Annotated in this window: 14 protein-coding genes and 4 pseudogenes; 10 read left to right on the top strand and 8 right to left on the bottom strand. The window is 64.5% G+C overall.

The annotated features are described in order from the left end of the window. The first annotated feature begins 336 nt into the window (after positions 1–336). Positions 337–840: a LysM and BON domain-containing protein gene (locus ACCD06_RS19295; protein WP_413342678.1), complete on the top strand. Its 504-nt coding sequence runs from the start codon at positions 337–339 to the stop codon at positions 838–840. A gap of 927 nt (positions 841–1,767) precedes the next feature. Beyond that, on the top strand, positions 1,768–3,000 hold the full coding sequence (locus tag ACCD06_RS19300; protein ID WP_413342680.1) for a hypothetical protein: 1,233 nt from the start codon (positions 1,768–1,770) through the stop codon (positions 2,998–3,000). On the opposite strand, the gene ACCD06_RS19305 is transcribed toward ACCD06_RS19300, so the two are convergent. From ACCD06_RS19305 to ACCD06_RS19320, 4 genes are all read right to left on the bottom strand, one after another. Beyond that, the gene (locus ACCD06_RS19305; RefSeq protein WP_413342683.1) at positions 2,975–3,358 is read right to left on the bottom strand and encodes a hypothetical protein; all 384 of its coding nucleotides are present in this window, start codon (positions 3,356–3,358) and stop codon (positions 2,975–2,977) included. The two genes, ACCD06_RS19300 and ACCD06_RS19305, sit on opposite strands and share 26 nt — an antisense overlap. A 65-nt stretch (positions 3,359–3,423) precedes the next feature. Further along, the gene (locus tag ACCD06_RS19310) at positions 3,424–4,194 is read right to left on the bottom strand and encodes an SDR family NAD(P)-dependent oxidoreductase (RefSeq protein WP_413342686.1); all 771 of its coding nucleotides are present in this window, start codon (positions 4,192–4,194) and stop codon (positions 3,424–3,426) included. Positions 4,195–4,221: 27 nt separating this feature from the next. Beyond that, a complete protein-coding gene (locus ACCD06_RS19315) occupies positions 4,222–5,421 on the bottom strand; it encodes an arabinose transporter (protein WP_413342689.1) in 1,200 nt (399 codons plus the stop codon). Positions 5,422–5,492: 71 nt separating this feature from the next. Beyond that, positions 5,493–6,833, bottom strand: a complete 1,341-nt coding sequence (locus tag ACCD06_RS19320; RefSeq protein WP_413342692.1) for an amidohydrolase family protein — start codon at positions 6,831–6,833, stop codon at positions 5,493–5,495. A gap of 132 nt (positions 6,834–6,965) precedes the next feature. Here ACCD06_RS19320 and ACCD06_RS19325 point away from each other — a divergent pair, with 132 nt between their 5' ends. Beyond that, complete coding sequence (locus ACCD06_RS19325) at positions 6,966–7,871, top strand: LysR family transcriptional regulator (protein WP_413342695.1); 906 nt, start codon at positions 6,966–6,968, stop codon at positions 7,869–7,871. Between the two features lie 385 nt (positions 7,872–8,256). Here ACCD06_RS19325 and ACCD06_RS19330 read toward each other — a convergent pair. Beyond that, positions 8,257–9,279: pseudogene (locus ACCD06_RS19330) on the bottom strand (IS5 family transposase); the annotation flags it as partial. 66 nt (positions 9,280–9,345) lie between these two features. Here ACCD06_RS19330 and ACCD06_RS19335 point away from each other — a divergent pair. Next, positions 9,346–10,304, top strand: a pseudogene (locus tag ACCD06_RS19335) (IS5 family transposase). Between the two features lie 199 nt (positions 10,305–10,503). On the opposite strand, the gene ACCD06_RS19340 reads toward ACCD06_RS19335, so the two are convergent. From ACCD06_RS19340 to ACCD06_RS19350, 3 genes are all read right to left on the bottom strand, one after another. After that, a complete protein-coding gene (locus ACCD06_RS19340) occupies positions 10,504–11,202 on the bottom strand; it encodes a DUF3102 domain-containing protein (RefSeq protein WP_413342698.1) in 699 nt (232 codons plus the stop codon). Continuing rightward, positions 11,189–11,818 (bottom strand): ParA family protein, encoded by a 630-nt coding sequence (locus ACCD06_RS19345; protein ID WP_413342702.1) that lies wholly within the window; start codon positions 11,816–11,818, stop codon positions 11,189–11,191. Before ACCD06_RS19345 ends, ACCD06_RS19340 begins: the two co-directional genes overlap by 14 nt. A gap of 66 nt (positions 11,819–11,884) precedes the next feature. Then, positions 11,885–12,802 carry a replication protein RepA gene (locus ACCD06_RS19350; protein ID WP_413342705.1) on the bottom strand — a complete coding sequence of 306 codons (918 nt, stop codon included), beginning with the start codon at positions 12,800–12,802 and terminating at the stop codon, positions 11,885–11,887. Between the two features lie 379 nt (positions 12,803–13,181). On the opposite strand from ACCD06_RS19350, the pseudogene ACCD06_RS19355 reads away from it, so the two are divergent. The 6 genes and pseudogenes from ACCD06_RS19355 to ACCD06_RS19380 form a co-directional block, all read left to right on the top strand. Continuing rightward, positions 13,182–13,499 (top strand): annotated as a pseudogene (locus tag ACCD06_RS19355) (transposase); the annotation flags it as partial. Positions 13,500–13,510: 11 nt separating this feature from the next. Continuing rightward, positions 13,511–13,843 (top strand): transposase, encoded by a 333-nt coding sequence (locus ACCD06_RS19360; RefSeq protein WP_413342708.1) that lies wholly within the window; start codon positions 13,511–13,513, stop codon positions 13,841–13,843. Further along, positions 13,797–14,510 (top strand): annotated as a pseudogene (locus tag ACCD06_RS19365) (IS6 family transposase). Before ACCD06_RS19360 ends, ACCD06_RS19365 begins: the two are co-directional and overlap by 47 nt. Further along, positions 14,507–15,163, top strand: a complete 657-nt coding sequence (locus tag ACCD06_RS19370; RefSeq protein WP_413342905.1) for an SOS response-associated peptidase — start codon at positions 14,507–14,509, stop codon at positions 15,161–15,163. The pseudogene ACCD06_RS19365 and the gene ACCD06_RS19370 overlap by 4 nt, the downstream one beginning before the upstream one ends. Before the next feature lie 142 nt (positions 15,164–15,305). Next, positions 15,306–15,917 carry a type IV toxin-antitoxin system AbiEi family antitoxin domain-containing protein gene (locus ACCD06_RS19375; RefSeq protein WP_252138856.1) on the top strand — a complete coding sequence of 204 codons (612 nt, stop codon included), beginning with the start codon at positions 15,306–15,308 and terminating at the stop codon, positions 15,915–15,917. Between the two features lie 46 nt (positions 15,918–15,963). Then, a complete protein-coding gene (locus ACCD06_RS19380) occupies positions 15,964–16,839 on the top strand; it encodes a nucleotidyl transferase AbiEii/AbiGii toxin family protein (protein ID WP_413342711.1) in 876 nt (291 codons plus the stop codon). Positions 16,840–16,975: the final 136 nt, after the last annotated feature.

Genomic DNA, 16,975 nt, shown 5'->3' on the forward strand with positions numbered 1-16,975 from the left:
GCTCCGTATCCAGGAAGGCAACTGCCGTTATCTATAGAGAGCACGGTATTCGGGCGCTGAAGATGAAAATATAGATCAGATTGTTCGCGCTGTAAACATTTACGAGATGGCTGGGAAACCGCGCGCATTCTGAGCTCCACAACTTCCATTATTATCAACGAATTTCCGTGCCGACCGGCGTCAGCACATCACGTCGATTCATCGGCGCGCTTCGAAGTCGGGAGTTCCGCACCAGGGGATCTCAGATCAGACGAGAGCCGCAGCCGACCAGTTGATGCCGGAACGGTTCCTGGACCATGCGTGTTGTCTGATCAAACCAGCAAACAGGGGAACGCGATGGGCTTGTTCGATTTCTTCCGCCGCGATGCCGGACCGAAACTAGGTGGGGAGCACCCGACCCAGGATACCCTGCGGCAGCATCTGAAGAAACTGGGCTTTGACACCAACGGTCTCGACATCACTGTCAACGACGACATGGTAATAGTCCGCGGAGCTGTCGCCAGCCAGGAGCAGCGCGAGAAAATCGCGGTAGCCTTGGGGAATGTCCACGGCATTGGAAAGGTAGACGACCAATTGGCAGTGGCTTCGAATGGCGGTGGCGGCGAAGCCACCGCGCCTGCTGGGGGCGGCAGCGGAGCTCCAGTGGAGCCTACAGGTCCGGGTGATCGTCCGAGCCAGTTCTACACTGTCCAGAGCGGTGATACACTCTCCAAAATTTTCAAACAATTCTACCACGATGCAAAGAGGTATTCCGCCATCTTTGAGGCCAACCGCCCCATGCTGAAAGACCCAGACGAGATCTATCCAGGACAGGTTCTGCGCATTCCACCGGCAGCTTGACACTCTTTTTCAGGGCCGTTCCTGCTTCAGGTCGGCCCTGATCTCACTGCTGTCTCATAAATCCGACCTCATAAAAGGTCGATGGCCTCAGCGACGTTGGCGCGGGAAAACTGTCGGCTCGTGGCAGATATTGTGATAATATGGTTGATCGACTTTTAATTCCCTATCGACAAAGTTCAGAACTAATTTCACCGCATCCGCAACACTCGGCTGCGCATACCGAACTGCCTGCGACAAACTCTGCTCCGAGAGGTTCCGTTGCAAAGTTTGCGGACGTGCGGAGATCGGGTAAAACCCTGGCCCCTTTCAGCGGCTGGGGTGGCAAGGTGATGCGGCTTCAGTAAAGGTTATTTCGCCAGCCGACACCATTGTCGGTCTTCTCAATAAGCTTAACTCGTGAAACGTTGGTATCCAAATGCTTAGCTTGGCAGCAATATTGTTAACTGGATACCAATAACGCAAACTGAAGCACGAGCCTGACCTCAATAAGGTTAACCGGATCGCCCCGATGTCGGCTGACCGCTCTGGGGACCACATCGCTTGTCGGAGAGAATAGGTCCGACAGCGGTCAAGCCGACGCTCAGGCGGGCGGCGGCATGGCAAGCGGCGGCGCGTGCGTCCCGAAGGCGGCCCTGCGGCCGGGTTCCAGTCAAGGTTATTGAGGTTGAACGGGCACCGGCGACCCGCGCCAGTTCACGTTATTGCGACCAGGATTCCGGCTGAAGCCGCTTCAGTAAAGGTTATTTCGCCAGCCGACAGCCGACACTAGCCTCACCGACCGTCAGGGTCCATCGGATATTAATAACGTCTTGATAACTGTCATTATCAGACCGTTATCAAGAGCCGGTTTTCCCTGATGTCGATGTCGGTGCAGTTAGCCAAAATCACTGCAGTCGGCTATCCTGGCATGGCTTTTCCGGAGCCGCGATGATCCTCCTCTCCTGTCTCCCCGCCCTGCTCACCGCCGAACGCGCCCTCGGCCGCCTCGACCAGGCGCTCGCCGATCCGGCGCGGCGCCGACGCCTTGCCGCCGATGCCGCCCGCCGCTCGGCCGCCGCGGTGATCCGCCTCGACGGCCACCGCCTCGACGCCCACGACTTCCAGCGCGCCCTGGCCGCCCCGGAGCACGCCCAGGGCGAGGCCGCCCGCGCCGCCCTGCTGGTGCCGCTCTTTGCCCAGCTGCCGGCCGGCCTGACCGCCGCCCTGCCGCCGGAGCGCGCGCCCGTCCGGCCCGTGGCGGTCCCGGCCGGGGAGAAGGATCCAGGGAATGTCGTGGCCGCGGTGCGCGCCTCGATCGCCGCCCTGGAGGCGGTCGACCTCGGGGATGGCGAAGACCTGGAGGACGTGGAAGGCGACGCGACCGGTGCCGTCTCGCCGCCGCTGACGCCCTGGACCCGGCCTTGGCTGGACGAACTGCACCGGCGCTGGAGTGTTGCCCAAGGTGGGCGAGCGGTCGGCCTGGGTGAAGCCCGCACCGCCGATGCCGGCCCGGCGCTGGAGGCGGTGGCGGCGGCCATGGAGGCAGCCCCCGGCCTGCTCGGGGCTGCGGCGGCGATCCGCGCCCTGGCGCTGCGGCCCGACCCAGGCGTGCCGCAGCGCCGCGGTCCTGACGACGATGCCGAGAGCGCCGCCTTGCGGGCCGCGGTCGCGGCGGAGCGGCCGCCGACCTCGTGGTGGAGCGTGGTGGTGTGGCTCGCCGCCCCCGATCTGGTCCGGGGTGCCTGCCGGCTCCATCATACGTGGCCACCATTGACGGCAGCCTTCGCCCGCGACGTCACCGGCTACCGGCTCGCCCTGGCCGGGACGGAGGGCGCCTGGACGCGCTGGATTCTCGACAGCATTCCCGAGTTGGTGGCGCATGAGCTGGAGCGGCTGCGCCAGCTCGATCTGCTTCAGGAGCACTGGGAGGCGCGGCTGGCCGCCACGCCGCGGCGCAGCAGCTCGCGGCTGCCCGACGTGCTGGACTGGTTGCACGACCGCCCGGCCTTCACCATCAGCCGGGTGGCGGGTGAGCTGAAGGGGCGCTGCGGCCTGTCGCTGCGCGGGGTGCATCTGCTGGTGGAGCAGCTCGCCAAGGCCGGCGTGGTGCGCGACATCGCCGACCGCGGCGGCGAGCGGGTCTGGGCCTGCGATCTCAGCTTCCTGCCGCCCGGCCGCTGAGCGGCTGGGCCTCATCCAACAGGCCGTGGTGCATGTGGACCGGCGGACCGTGACGCGGTGCCATGAGAACATCGCAGGCAAACCGGTAAGGCGCCTCTCCATGACGCCGCCAGCCGGCGGCTTTGAACAGGACCACCCGGTTCGGCGAAATCCCGGCGTCCATGGCTTGGGCGCCCGCCAGAAGACACCGTCGATGGACCGCCTGTCGGCGCGCCCGCAGAAAGGTGGGGAGCTGATCTTCTAACGCGGCTTCTACCACCAGAACGGTGAGGATGGCGTCGACGAACAGGGCCAGCTGAACGATCCGAGCGTCGATTGAGATGATAACGCGGGGTTCGTATTCTCCGAACAGGTCCATCCATTGGAGTGGGCTACGGAATGGCCACTACCAGCGGAGTAGCGGCTGTCTGCCCGGCCGTCGTGCTAGGACGGCAACGTGATGCCGGAGGTTTCGGCGCAGAGGGTGGTCAGCCGATCCTGAAGATCGGGATCCAGCGCCTGCGCGTTGGGGGAAATGCGTTTCATGTGATAGAAGTATTCGCCCGTGACATCCGCCCTGGGATCGTCACTTGCGGCAAGCCATGCTTGGGTCAGATGCGCCTGATCCATGTCGTCAGGCGCGCCGGGGCCGCCCATCCTGGTCGGTACCCAGCCTGGCTCCAGAGAATTGCTGAAAACCTCCGGCCAGCGGCGGGCGATGGCGAAGGCCAGCATCGCGTCGTGCAGCTTGCTCTCGGCGTAAGCTTCCGAGCCGTTCCAGCGGCGCTTCTTCCACAGGATGTCGTCGAGATTGGCGTCGACACGATGGTGCATGCCCGACGATAGATAGACGAGCCGCTTCGGACGGTCGATCAGCGCCGTCAGGATGTAGGCCGACAGCGTGTTGATCGCGAAGACGTGCGGCAGACCGTCGGCCGTCAATTGATGCGCCTCGCGATAGCCGACGGCGGCGTTGTGGATGACGGCATCGAACCTGCCGAGCGCATTGACCTGAGCGGCGACCTCCTTGGTGCCGGCGATGGTTGAAACGTCACCGATCACGACCGCCTCGGCCTGTGGCAAGGTTTTGCGGGCTTGCCCGGCCCGCTCGACATTGCGGGCATGCAGGACGACCTGATGGCCTTTTTCGGTGAGCAACCCGGCTGCCATGAGGCCAAGCCCGGTCGATGAGCCGGAAATGAAGATGCGGGACATGAGAGTTCCTCCTTCAGATGGGGATAATCAGGATTGTGAGCCACGCGAGGCAGCGGCCAGGACCGCGCCGGCCAATGCGCAGGCTGCACCGAACAAATACACGGCGGCATAGCCGACCTGCCCGGCGATCAGGCCCGCCACCGGGCCCGAAACACCATAGGCGATGTCGAGGAAGGCGACGAAGGCGCCCATGGCGCTGCCACGATTGGCGGGCGGCACCCGTTTCAAGGCTTCCACACCGAGCGCCGGAAAGACCAGGGCGCAGCCGAGGCCGGTCACCAGAGCGCCGGCGAGTGCCATGATCTCGGTCGGCGCCGACCAGATCATCACCTGTCCGACGGCCTCGATCACAAGCGACCACAGCGCGACCCGATAGCCGCCCGTCCGGTCGGGCAGGCTGCCGAAAACGACGCGCACCGCGATGAAACCGATGCCGAAGGCGGTCATGACCAGACCGGCGCTGTTCCAGTGACGTGCCATGAAATAGAGCGAGGCGAAGGCCGTCAGTCCGGACAGGCCGACACCCTGCAGCATCAGGCCAACCCCTTCGCGCCAGATCTGGCCGACCACCTCGTGGAAGGGCAGCCGGGGACCGGCGGGCGTGGCATAGGAGGTCTCGCGCATTGCTATGGCGACGGCGGTGAGCGGCGCGACGATGCAGGCGACCATCGCCACCTCGAGACCATAGCCCTGGTAAAGCAGCATGCCGACCGGTGCACCGATAGCGAGCGCGGCGAACATGGCGATGCCGGTCCAGGACATCGACATGCCGGCCCGCTGCGGTCCGACTGAGGCAATCGACCAGGAGACGCAGCCGGTGACGAACTGGCTTTCGCCAAGACCGGCCGCCAGTCGGCCCCCCACAAGGAGCGCTAGGCTTAGCCCAGGTGAAAGCCCCGGCAGGGATGCGACGAGATAGAGCAGGCCGGCGAGTGCGCTGATCGCGGCTCCCTGCAACGCCGAGCGCTTGCCGCCATGCTGGTCGGTGACACGGCCGGCGTAGCCGCGCGTCAGCACGGTCGCCAGGAATTGGATGCCGATCACCAGTCCGACGGTCAAGGTGCTGAAACCCAGCTTGTCGTGGATGAAGAGCGGGAGCACCGGCAGCGGCAGCCCGACGGCGAGATAGCCGCAGAACAGCGCCGCGATGATGCCCGGCGCGGGGCGGGAAAGGAATTGCGGTACGGCATCGGGCCAGCCCGCATCCTTGACGGCAGTTGCCGACATGCCATCCTCCGTGAGGGTTCGCAGATGTGGAAGGAGATGCCGCCCACAAGGGAGGCGGCGCCCCCGCTCGATCAGGCTGCCTTTGCGCCCGTGCCGGAGCGCCCCGGTCGATAGCCGCTGGCCTGGAGCAGGTGGCCGAGCGAGCCGTTCACTTCCGCCTGCAGCTTCGGCAGATCGACGCCGACGAGCGTGCCGCCGCGCTTGCGGATGCCGCCCGCCACCATGACGGTGTCGACGTTGGAGCGTTCCACCGCCTGGACGATGGTCCCGACCGCGTCGGTGATGGGAAAGACGGCGACGTCGTCGGTGCGCACCATGACGATGTCGGCCTGACAGCCGACCGCCAGCCTGCCGATCCGGTCCTTGAGGCCGGCGGCACGCGCGCCGTTGACGGTGGCGGACTGCAGCACGGCCTCGACGGAGATCGGTGCGGGCACGCTCTCCTCGCCACGGAACCGGCGATAGCGCATGGCCGAGCGCTGCTGGCCGAACAGCGCATGCATCTCGCCGAACAGGTCGCTGCCGAAGGCGGTGTCGAGATCGATGCCGAGCGCGGGCGCCAGTCCGTGGTCGACCGCCTGCTGCCAAGCGAAGCCTTCGTCGTCGAACCCGAAGAGAGCGTCGGAGCGTGGATTGACCGTCACGTTGACGCCGGCCGCGGCAAGGCGCTTCCAGGTTTCTTCGGGCAGGCGCGTGCAGTGATTGAAGATGTTGTGGCTGCCCAGCAGGCCCGGCTCGTCGAACGCCGGTCCCAGCGTCGCCAGATCGCCGATGAATTCGGTGAGGATGCGCATGTCGAGCGCGCGGGCGGCCCGCCACCAGTCGATGTTGAACTGGCCGAACAGCCCCACCCGCACCAGCCCGTCGCCCTGGTTCCATTTGGCGGCCAGACGCTCAAGATCGGCCGGGATGTGCGCGGCCGACGCACCCTTGTCCATCGCGGCGCCGACCATGTGGAGGGCGCGAAGGCCGCTGCTGTCCAGCGCGTCGAGGGCGGCGTCGGTGTGTTCCGGACTGCGCGCGCTGTGGCAGGCATCGATGACCGTGGTGATGCCGGCATCGAGGCAGGCGAGCGCCGTCAGCTTGGTGCTCAGATGCATGTCGAGCGGCCGGTAATGCGCGCCCAGAGTCTCGAAGACGACGCCGATATAGGCGAAGAGATCATCGACATCCGGCATCATCCGCCGCATCGCGCCGAGCCACATGTGGTGGTGGGCGTCGATCAGGCCGGGCATGACGATGCTGCCGCTGGCGTCGATCACCTGGGCGTCCACGGCGGACAGGTCCGTCCCGATGGCGGCGATCCGGTCGCCCTCGACCAACACGTCGCCGACCGGCGGCGCGGCCGTCGCCCTGTCCATGGTGATGATCGTGCAGCCTTTGAAAAGCGTGCGGGAATTGCTCTGCGTCATGATCCGGTCCTTTCGTGGCTTGAGGCCCTGATGCCTCGCAAGCGATATCGCCCGGAACCACTCTTGAATTAAGTGAGATTGTGTCAGATCATTCCTGACAGAAAATCAGCTACAGATAGGAGGAGGCGTCGCATGCCCTTCGATGGACGGATCCTGTCCGGGGTCAGCGTGCTGACAGCCGTGATCGAAGCGGGCAGCTTCGTCAAAGCCGCTGAACTGATCGGGCTCACCGACTCCGGGGTCAGCCGGTCGATCAGCCGGCTCGAAGCACGGCTGGGCGTTCGCCTGCTCGATCGCACGACACGGTCAGTTACGCTGACCGACGAGGGCCGTCGCTTTTACGAGGAGGCGAAACCTCATCTCGATGCCATCGAGGACGCCGCGGTGTCGGCCTCCGGTGCCACCTCGGCGGTGCGGGGGCGTCTGCGGGTCGATATCGACCCCTTCTTCCTGCCGCTGGTGCTTGCCGGCCGGCTCGGTCCGTTCTGCGAGCGCCACCCTGAGCTGAGCGTTGAGTTTGTGACGCGCGACCATTTCGGTGATCTGGTGGCGGATGGTATTGATCTCGCCATCCGGTTCGGCCAGCCGCGCGGGACGAGCTTGATTTCGCGCCTCCTGGTCGAGGCGCCGATCCTCACCGTGGCGTCACCCGGATATCTCAGCCGGTACGGCAAGCCCGCGCATCCATCGGAACTCACCGGGCATCGCTGCCTGCAGTTCATCGACCCCTCCTCGGGACGCCCCTTCGATTGGGAGTTCATCCGCGGCGCCGAAGCGATCGAGGTGCCGACGACAGGACCGCTGACCTTCACCGATCCCAAATCGCTGTTGGAGGAATGTCTGGCAGGCACCGGCATCGCGCGGGTGATCGGATGGGGTGTCGGTGCGCGGCTGACGTCGGGTGCGCTGATCGATCTGTTCCCCGATTGGCATGGCGAGCGATTCCCGCTTTTCGTTTACCATCCCTCGCGCCAGCATCTGCCGGCCAAGGTCCGGGCATTCATCGACTATTGCGACGGGATCGTTCGAAGCCTCTAGAGTTCATCGGAATTCCGGCTCGCCGTTTCCACGAGCGGCGCGACGCCGAGCGACGAACCGGCTGGTCATCTCGTCGATGAAGACACGAACGCGGAGCGAAAGCTGCGGTCTGTGCGGATACTGCAGTGACACCGGCTCCAGAAGCGGCAACATATCCTTGGGCGGTTCGACCGGCGGAGGACAGATTCCGGAACCGCTCACGGAAATCTCCGCCGTTCCGGCTGTCGAACGGGCTAGCAGGACGCGGAAAAACGGGGCTGTGTAGGGCCCTTTTCTCCGCTGAGGCTTGAAAATGGGGTTTCCGACGGCCGCTTTTGTCAGAATGGAGCGCCTTTTCGCGCCCCGGGGCATCCGGAGCCGCCGTTCAGGCGGACTCCGAGCGTGATTATGCCGCCGCCAGCAGCTTGGGTAGGCGGATCAGGTTGTAGGCGGTGGCGGTCAAGGTGAACATCCAACCGACGCGGGCCGTGCCGCGATGACGCGTTTTGCGCAAGCCGGTTCTCTTGATCCAGCCGAACACCTCCTCGATCCGTTTGCGGATTTTTAGGCTGACGGCGTAGCCGGGGTGGCGGGTGGTCCGGCCGTCGATCGCCGAGCGGCGGTTGCTTGTGTTCTGCGCGATATGCGGAGCGGCGCCCAACTCGCGCATGTTCGCCACGAAATCCTTGGTATCGTAAACTTTGTCGGCGCCCACCGTGATGCGGTGGCGGCCAGGAATGGCCTCGACCATGGAAACCGCCGCTTCGCGTTCAGCCAGGCCGGTGGCCGCGGTGAGCCGGACATTCACCACCAGGGCGTGACGGTTCTCCATCAACGCATGGCCCATGAAGGCCAGCTTCGCCGGCTGCCCGTTGCCCTTGCGGTACAGCCGGGCCTCGGGATCGCTGGTCGAGGCATGGGTCTCGTTGGAGCGCTTCTCGCCATGAAAGTCGCGTTCGCCGTTGCGCCCTGGCCCCGGCGGCTCGCCGCTGCCGTCCTTGGGCCGGAAGCTCTTCACGCTGGCCCAGGCTTCGATCAGCGTCCCGTCCACCGAGAAATGCTCGTCTGACAGCAGCGCCTTGACCCGGGGTTGACCCAACACGGTGGCCAGGAACTTGGCCGCCACATCGCCGGCCAGCAGGCGCTCACGGTTCTTGGTGAACACCGTAACGTCCCACACCGGGGCGTCCATCGACAAGCCGACGAACCAGCGGAACAGCAGGTTATAGCCGAGCTGTTCCATTAGCTGGCGTTCCGAGCGAACCGAGTAGAAGGCCTGGAGCAGTAGCGCCCGCAGCAGCTTCTCCGGCGGGATCGACGGTCGACCGATCGTCGAGTACAGCCCCTCGAATGCCGGCGACATCACCTCCAGCGCTTCATCAACGATGGCCCGGATAGGTCGTAGAGGATGGCTCGCCGGAACACGGGCTGGCGTGTTGCATGGATGGGGGCGGTGTCGTAGGTCGAGCCCCCTTTTCCGTTCCGGTCGCCCACTATGTCGCACAAGGCCAATGCCGCTCGTCGCCATCACATTTCCCGGCCGCAACGCAAAGTGACGAACTGGGCCGAGTACGACGCTGCCCTACGCCAGCGCGGCAGCCTCACTGTCTGGGTCACGGACGAGGCGATCGAGCAGTGGAAAGCGGCGCCACGCACCACACCGGGTGGGCAGCCCCACTACTCGGACCTGGCGATCGCCACGGCGCTGATGTTGAGGGCGGTGTTCCGTCTGGCGTTGCGGCAGACCGAGGGGCTGATCGGCTCCGTCCTCCACCTGCTCGGGCTGGACCTGCCGGTGCCCGATCATTCCGTCGCGCCCGGACGGTGACGCTGCTATCGGCACCGCGCTCGAGCGGCGCGCCCCTTCATCTGCTGGTGGACAGCACCGGGCTAAAGCTGTGTGGACCGGGCGAATGGCTGATCGAGAAACACGGCACCAAGCAGCGGCGCTCCTGGCACGCTCTGCACATTGGAATGGACGCCGGCAGCGGCCGGATTGTCGCCGCCACGCTGACCGACCGTGGTGTCGATGACGCCTCGCAGGTCGCCCCCTTGCTCGATCAGATCAACGAGCCCCTGGCCACGCTGACCGGAGACGGCGCGTATGACCGGACCCGGGTTTACGCGGCGGTCCAACAGCGTCATCCCGAGGCTGTGGTCGTGGCGCCGCCGCGCAGCGACGCCGTGCTGAGCGACACCGCCGGGACCGCCCCCACCCAGCGAAACCGCCACATCCAGACCATTGCTGAGAAAGGCCGGATGGCGTGGCAGCGGGCGAGCGGCTACAACAAGCGCGCCGGCGTGGAAAGTCAAATGGCGCGCTGGAAGGGCCTCCTCGGCGAAGCGCTGCGCTTCCACGGTGACGCGGCGCAGGCCACCGAGGTCGCCATTGGCGTCGCGGTCCTCAACCGCAGGCTCGACCTCGGACGCCCGAACTCCGTCCGCATCCCCTGATCACCAACACGGCTTGGGCGATCTCTTGTCCTCGCCGCCTCCGTGCAACAAGCCGGCGTGCGTCGATCAAGCCGGACGAGATCGCTTGGTGACCTACGTCGATGCGCTTCGGCAAAGAGTGTCGGCCTGGGAGGCGTGGGCAGCGCCTTGATGCTCGCAGGCGCCGCCCTCAAATTCTGTCCCGGGACAGAATTTGCCGTCATGCCGCGTCGTTACCCAATCGCTCTTTCAGCTCGGCGATCTCGGCGTCGATCCTGGCCCGCTGCCCGATCAGCGAGGCCAGCCGCTTCCGGTCCCGCACGCGGGCGTCTGCCTCATCGTCCTGCGGACGCATCCGCTTCTTGAACTCCTCGATGGCCCGGCGGGTGACGGCGGGCGTGACAAGCCCTTCCTTCAACGCCACCGGCCGCTCATGCTCGTAGAGCGACACCAACTGGTAGGCGACCGTGTAATTCGGCGGCAGCGCATCAGCCGGATAGACGCCATCATCGACGGCGCGGGCAATGGCCATCAGGCGGTCGGCGATGTTGTGCGAGAAGGGCAGGCGCTGCGACGTCAGCACCATGAAGTCGCCATGGGCCAGCTTCTCTTTGGCGCGGTTCAGCGCCCGGCCCGTCTCGATGAATGCCCGGCCGGCGGCGCCCCACAGCCGACCCACCTCGCTGGAGAAGTCGTCCACCGTTTCCAGGTCGCGCTCGATATCCAGCACCAGATCGCCGGTGCCGTTGTCGATCGTCGGCGGCTGGTCGGCCTGCTTCGCGACGCTCGGCAGCTTAGCGGCGAACGGGTTGATCTCGCTGCGGATCTGCTCTGGGTCGAACTCCTCGGCCTTGAAGGTGCGGCGCTTAGGCTTGTGGACCACCTCCACGCCGGCCATGGCGTTCTTACGCGGCGGCATGGCCGGCCTCCATCAAGTCGGCGATCTGGTCAGCCAGGGCGGAGATGTCTTCCTGGACCGCCTTGTCGGCGATCGGCACGCCGGTATAGGACGCCTGCTGGTATGCGGTGCGCATGGGAATGTCCACCGTCAGCATGGGCACCTTGAAGACCGTCAGCTGGTCGACCGTCTCCGCCGTCACCTGGGCCCGGCGATTGACCTTCGTCAACAGCGCGGCGTGCGGGATAGAGCGGCCTTTGATCTCCTGAGCCTGCTGGATGATCATCTGCGTCTTGACCGCCTCTATCACGTCGTTGCGATCAGGGCTGCACGGGATGATGACCACGCTGGCGGCCGCCACGGCGTAGAGCATGCCGCGGGTCAGCACGCCGGCCACGTCTACCACGACAATCTCCGCCTCCGCCTGCGCCGCCTTGATGGCCGCCAGCAACCCCTCCTCCTCGACCACCTCCACCGGCACATCCGACTTGCTGAGCCGCTTCACCAGATTCTGGTTGGGGTCGCTATCGATTGCTTTGACGGTGTGGCCCTCGCGCAGGAAGTGGTGGGCAATGCAGGCTGCGGTCGTGGTCTTGCCCGGCCCTCCCTTGGTTGACGCAAATACGAATACGGCCATAGTGTCCTCGCGGTTGGGTCTCGTTTGGCATCTGGCGACCGACGCGCCCTTGGCATCTGGCGACCGTCAGGCTGCGGTCAGCTTCGGCACCGGCGGCGGAGACGGGATCAGAACGAGGCCATTGGTGTCAAGATCGACGCGCGCTTCAGGATAGGCGGCGAGCGCGGCCCGCAGGCTTTCCACGAACCGTGGCTTGAAGTGCTTCATCTGGGCGAACCCGCCGCCGAACTGCTGGTACAAGGCCGGCCACGAGATCGGCATTGGCTTGCTGAGGCTGTGCAGGCGATAGGCCAGCCACACATAGGCATCGAGCGCCATCGACTGCGAGCACAGTTCCTTCAGCGCGGTGTCGCGCACCGGAACGGGGTGGTCACGCAGAGCGGCATAGAACCCCTCCGACAGGTGGACGACCTCCTCGAACAGCTTCCCCTGCCGGCCGTCGATCGCCTCGCCGCCCAGGTTGAATGCGCCGTCGACGATGCCGAATTGGACATGGTCGGCGCTGTCGTTCCAGTCGAATGTCAGGATGCAGCGGCTGATCCGGCGCGCCTGGTCACGGATCGCGGCGAAGCTGGTGCCGCCCACCGACACTCCCATGCGGCCGAACCACTCATTCATCGACCTGCCCAGCACCACCTCGCGCGTGCTGCGCTTCAGGGCCTCGGATTGCAGGTAGAACAGGATCATCCGCGCGCGGGCGCCATACGGCACACCGATTGGCACAGTTTTTCCCTGGTCGCGCACATGGCCGGGGGCGATCATCAGCGTCACACGGGCGCCGGGGCGTGTCCACACCTCGTCCGGCGGTCGGGGCTTGTGCGGCAAGCTGGTCAGGCAGAATCCGGCGTAGGTGATGCCGATGGCCAGCCGCTCCTCTTCCATCAGGGCGGCAGCGATGTCAACATAGCGCCGCTGCTCGGTCGGCACCATCTCGCGGGCACGCTCAGCGCCGTGATGAATTATCAGGTCGTGGATTTCAGCCATGGCTCACCTCTCGCCCCGATGGTGCACACCGAACCGCGCTTGGTCAATTTGGCATCTGGCGACCATGCGGATTGGCATCTGGCGACCGGTCTATTGGTAGTTACTAGAGATCTTCTATTAGTATGGTCGCCAGATGCCAGTGGAGGAATCGGGATTCAGCCGAGTCGGCGGTCGCCAGATGCCAAGAACCGGTCGCCAGATGCCAAGGGATAAAGGCGGAGGTCGCCAGATGCCAGGGGATAAGGCTCACCCGACGACCCGGTCGCCAGATGCCAAAGCCGAATCGGAGTCGTTCAGCCGCGTCCACTCTCCCTGGCGTGTTGCATGGATGGGGGCGGTGTCGTAGGTCGAGCCCCCTTTTCCGTTCCGGTCGCCCACTATGTCGCACAAGGCCAATGCCGCTCGTCGCCATCACATTTCCCGGCCGCAACGCAAAGTGACGAACTGGGCCGAGTACGACGCTGCCCTACGCCAGCGCGGCAGCCTCACTGTCTGGGTCACGGACGAGGCGATCGAGCAGTGGAAAGCGGCGCCACGCACCACACCGGGTGGGCAGCCCCACTACTCGGACCTGGCGATCGCCACGGCGCTGATGTTGAGGGCGGTGTTCCGTCTGGCGTTGCGGCAGACCGAGGGGCTGATCGGCTCCGTCCTCCACCTGCTCGGGCTGGACCTGCCGGTGCCCGATCATTCCGTCGCGCCCGGACGGTGACGCTGCTATCGGCACCGCGCTCGAGCGGCGCGCCCCTTCATCTGCTGGTGGACAGCACCGGGCTAAAGCTGTGTGGACCGGGCGAATGGCTGATCGAGAAACACGGCACCAAGCAGCGGCGCTCCTGGCACGCTCTGCACATTGGAATGGACGCCGGCAGCGGCCGGATTGTCGCCGCCACGCTGACCGACCGTGGTGTCGATGAGGTTCCGTTGCAAAGTTGGTCAGCGGGCGAAGATCGGGTAAAACCCGGCCCCTTTCGACGGCTGGGGTGGCAAGGTGATGCGGTCCAAGAAGAAACCATTCAAGGGTCGGCAGTTCACGGCTGAGGTGATCTTGTGGGCGGTACGCTGGTACCTGCAGTTCCCGATCAGCTACCGCGACCTGGAACGGATGCTGGCCGACCGCGGCGTGGCGGTCGATCACACGACGCTTTACCGCTGGATCCAGGCCTACGCGCCGGAACTGGACAAGCGCATCCGCCCGCACCTGCGGATGACCACCGGCTCCTGGCGAGTGGACGAGACCTACGTGAAGGTGAAGGGGCGCTGGATGTACCTGTAACGCGCCGTCGATGCACGCGGGCAGACCATCGACTTCCTGCTCAGCGCCAAGCGGGACACCGCAGCCGCCCGGCGCTTCTTCCGCAGAGCTTTGAAGCAGGCGCACACGGTGAACCCGCGCACCCTCACGGTGGACAAGAACGCTGCCTACCCGAGTGCGACCAAGACGATGAAGATGGCCGGCGAGCTGTGGCGATTCGCCAAGCTGCGCCAAGAGAAATACCTGAATAATATCGTTGAACAGGACCACCGGCGGATCAAACGGCTGGTGCGGCCAGGGCTCGGGTTCAAAAGCTTCCACACCGCACGCCGGACGATCGCCGGCTACGAGATCCTGGCGATGGTGCGCAAAGGGCAGGTCGCCGCCATGCCCGCCTGCGACATGCCGGCCCAGGCGACCTTCATCGCCAGCCTGTTCGGTGTTGCCGCCTGACGACGCGGACGACGCGGCTCTTCGCGCCTGACGTCAAACTTTGCAACGGAACCCGCTATAATGCCGCGCCGTTGCAGATGCTGCCAGTGATCCGGAGCCATCCAGAGACGAAGGAGCGTACGCTCAGCCTGCTGCGCTGGGGCTTGGTGCCGGTGTGGTCCAAGGACGCAGCCGGTGCGGCACGGATGATCAACGCCCGCGCGGAGTCGGTCCCCGACAAGCCGTCTTTCCGGTCGGCGTTCCGCAAGCGCCGGTGTCTAATCCCGTTCGACAACTTCTATGAATGGAGGGTCGAGGGGAAGACGAAACACCCTTACGCGATCGGCACCACCAGCAACGAGAAGCCGGACGCTTTCGCCGGCCTGTGGGAAGGCTGGAAGGACCCGGCCTCCGACGAATGGCTGCATACCTTCACGATCATCACCACAACGGCCAACGAGGTCACGGCGGCTGTCCATGACCGCATGCCGGTGATCCTGCCGCCGTCGGCTTGGCCCGCGTGGCTCGGCGAGGAGGAGGTTGGCGCCGATGATCTGGTGGCACTGATGCGCCCCTACCCGGCGGACCAGACGCGCCTGTGGCCCGTCCACCGCGATGTCGGAAACGTCCGGAACGATCGGCCGGAGCTGATTGCTCCCATCAATCCGGCCTGATTTGAACCTTAGTTACGCGCCTCCCATCCTGCGGCTTACATCGGTTGACAAGAACCAAGCTGGGGAACGGGTCACCGTTTTGAGGTCTTCCCATCTGGTACAAATCCTATATACTTGTTGGAAAATATTGAGGGTTCGTACCATGGGCTCCACCAGGCGGGAGCAGGTTGTTGCCTTTCTGCGGGAGCATGGAATTGCACGATCCCGTGACATCAGGGCGCTTGGAGTGCCCCCTTCAACACTGATGCGGATGGTCGAAACGGGCGATGTGGTCCAACTCGCTCGAGGTCTCTACCAGTTGCCGGACACCGACTTCGACGCCGCGCACAGCCTCGCTGAAGTGGCAAGACTGGTTCCCAAAGGCGTTATCTGTCTCATTTCCGCCCTCGTGTATCATGGCTTGACCTTGCAGATGCCATCGCGCGTTTGGCTTGCTCTGCCGCAAGGGACTTGGCGACCCCAGTTCGCCTATCCCCCCGTCAAAACCGTCCACATGGCAAGGGCGGCGATCAGCGCCGGAGTGGAACACTATAAGATCGAAGGGGTACTGGTGCCGATCTTCTCACCAGCCAAGACCGTCGCCGATTGCTTCAAGTTTCGTTCGCTGGTGGGTGTCGATGTGGCAATCGAGGGAATGCGTTTGGCTTTGAGAAAGCGCAAAGCCAAACCCCAAGAGATTCTCGACCACGCCTCTGAATTGAGGGTTGCGAAGATTGTTCGCCCGTATCTCGAGGCCTGCATCAGTGACGATTAAGGCCCCCAGAAACATCGCTGCCTCAGTACGGCAGAAGCTGCTCAACGTGGCTAAAGTCCGCGCTGCCGATTTTCAACAGATCGGCACGCAGTACAGTCTGGAACGCTTGCTTTACCGCATCAGCATTTCCGAGCACAGGGATCGCTTTATCCTGAAAGGTGGCCTGCTTTTCCTGGCGTGGCAGGCGGATACGGCTCGTTCCACCCGGGACGCCGATTTCCTTTCCTTCGGTAGCAGTGACACCGATGAGATAAAGAAAGCCTTCCAGAGCATCCTGTCTCTCCCCGCGGAGGACGGCGTCCAGTTTGACCTGACGGCCATTGAGGCAACGCGAATACGCCCCGAAAACGAATACGATGGCGTGCGCGTTACAACAAACGCAACAATCTTCGGAGCACGCTTTCCGATCCAGGTCGATATCGGCTTCGGTGATGCCATCACGCCCGGCACTCAGGAAATCCACTTCCCTACGCTGCTGGACCAGCCCGCGCCGCACGTGCTCTCCTATCCGCCTGAGACGGTCATCGCAGAAAAACTTGAAGCCACCATTTCCTTGGGCGACATCAACGGGCGACTCAAAGACTTCTACGATCTTGGGGTTATCAGCCGCACGTTCAAGATCAACGGGAACATCATGGCCAAAGCGATTGCCGCTACCTTTGCCCGGCGCAAAACCGACCTCCCGGAGGCGGACCCACCAAGTCTGATGCCGGCCTTCGCCAATCTGGACACGACGAAGCGTAACTGGGACGCATTCATTCGCCGCAACACACTCGCCGTCAAGTTCGCGTCGTTCGAGGCACTGCAGGAGGCGTTGCTCACGTTCCTGCAACCTCCCATCGCGGCGGCACGCACAGCAGAGGCGCTGAACGCTCGTTGGCTCCCTGGAAAGGGCTGGGTTTCAACCAGCATCCCTTCATAGCGCGGAGACCATGCAGAACGCCTGAATGGTCAGGCCGAGTTGGCAGTTGCGGGCGCCATGATGTCAGCCGCGAGCATGTCGAACGCCCTATGCACCCTCGCGGTTTTCGCGCCCAGCGTCCCCTGGCTTTCGGGAT

This window comes from Azospirillum sp. CT11-132, from assembly GCF_047302835.1.
Lineage (GTDB): Bacteria > Pseudomonadota > Alphaproteobacteria > Azospirillales > Azospirillaceae > Azospirillum.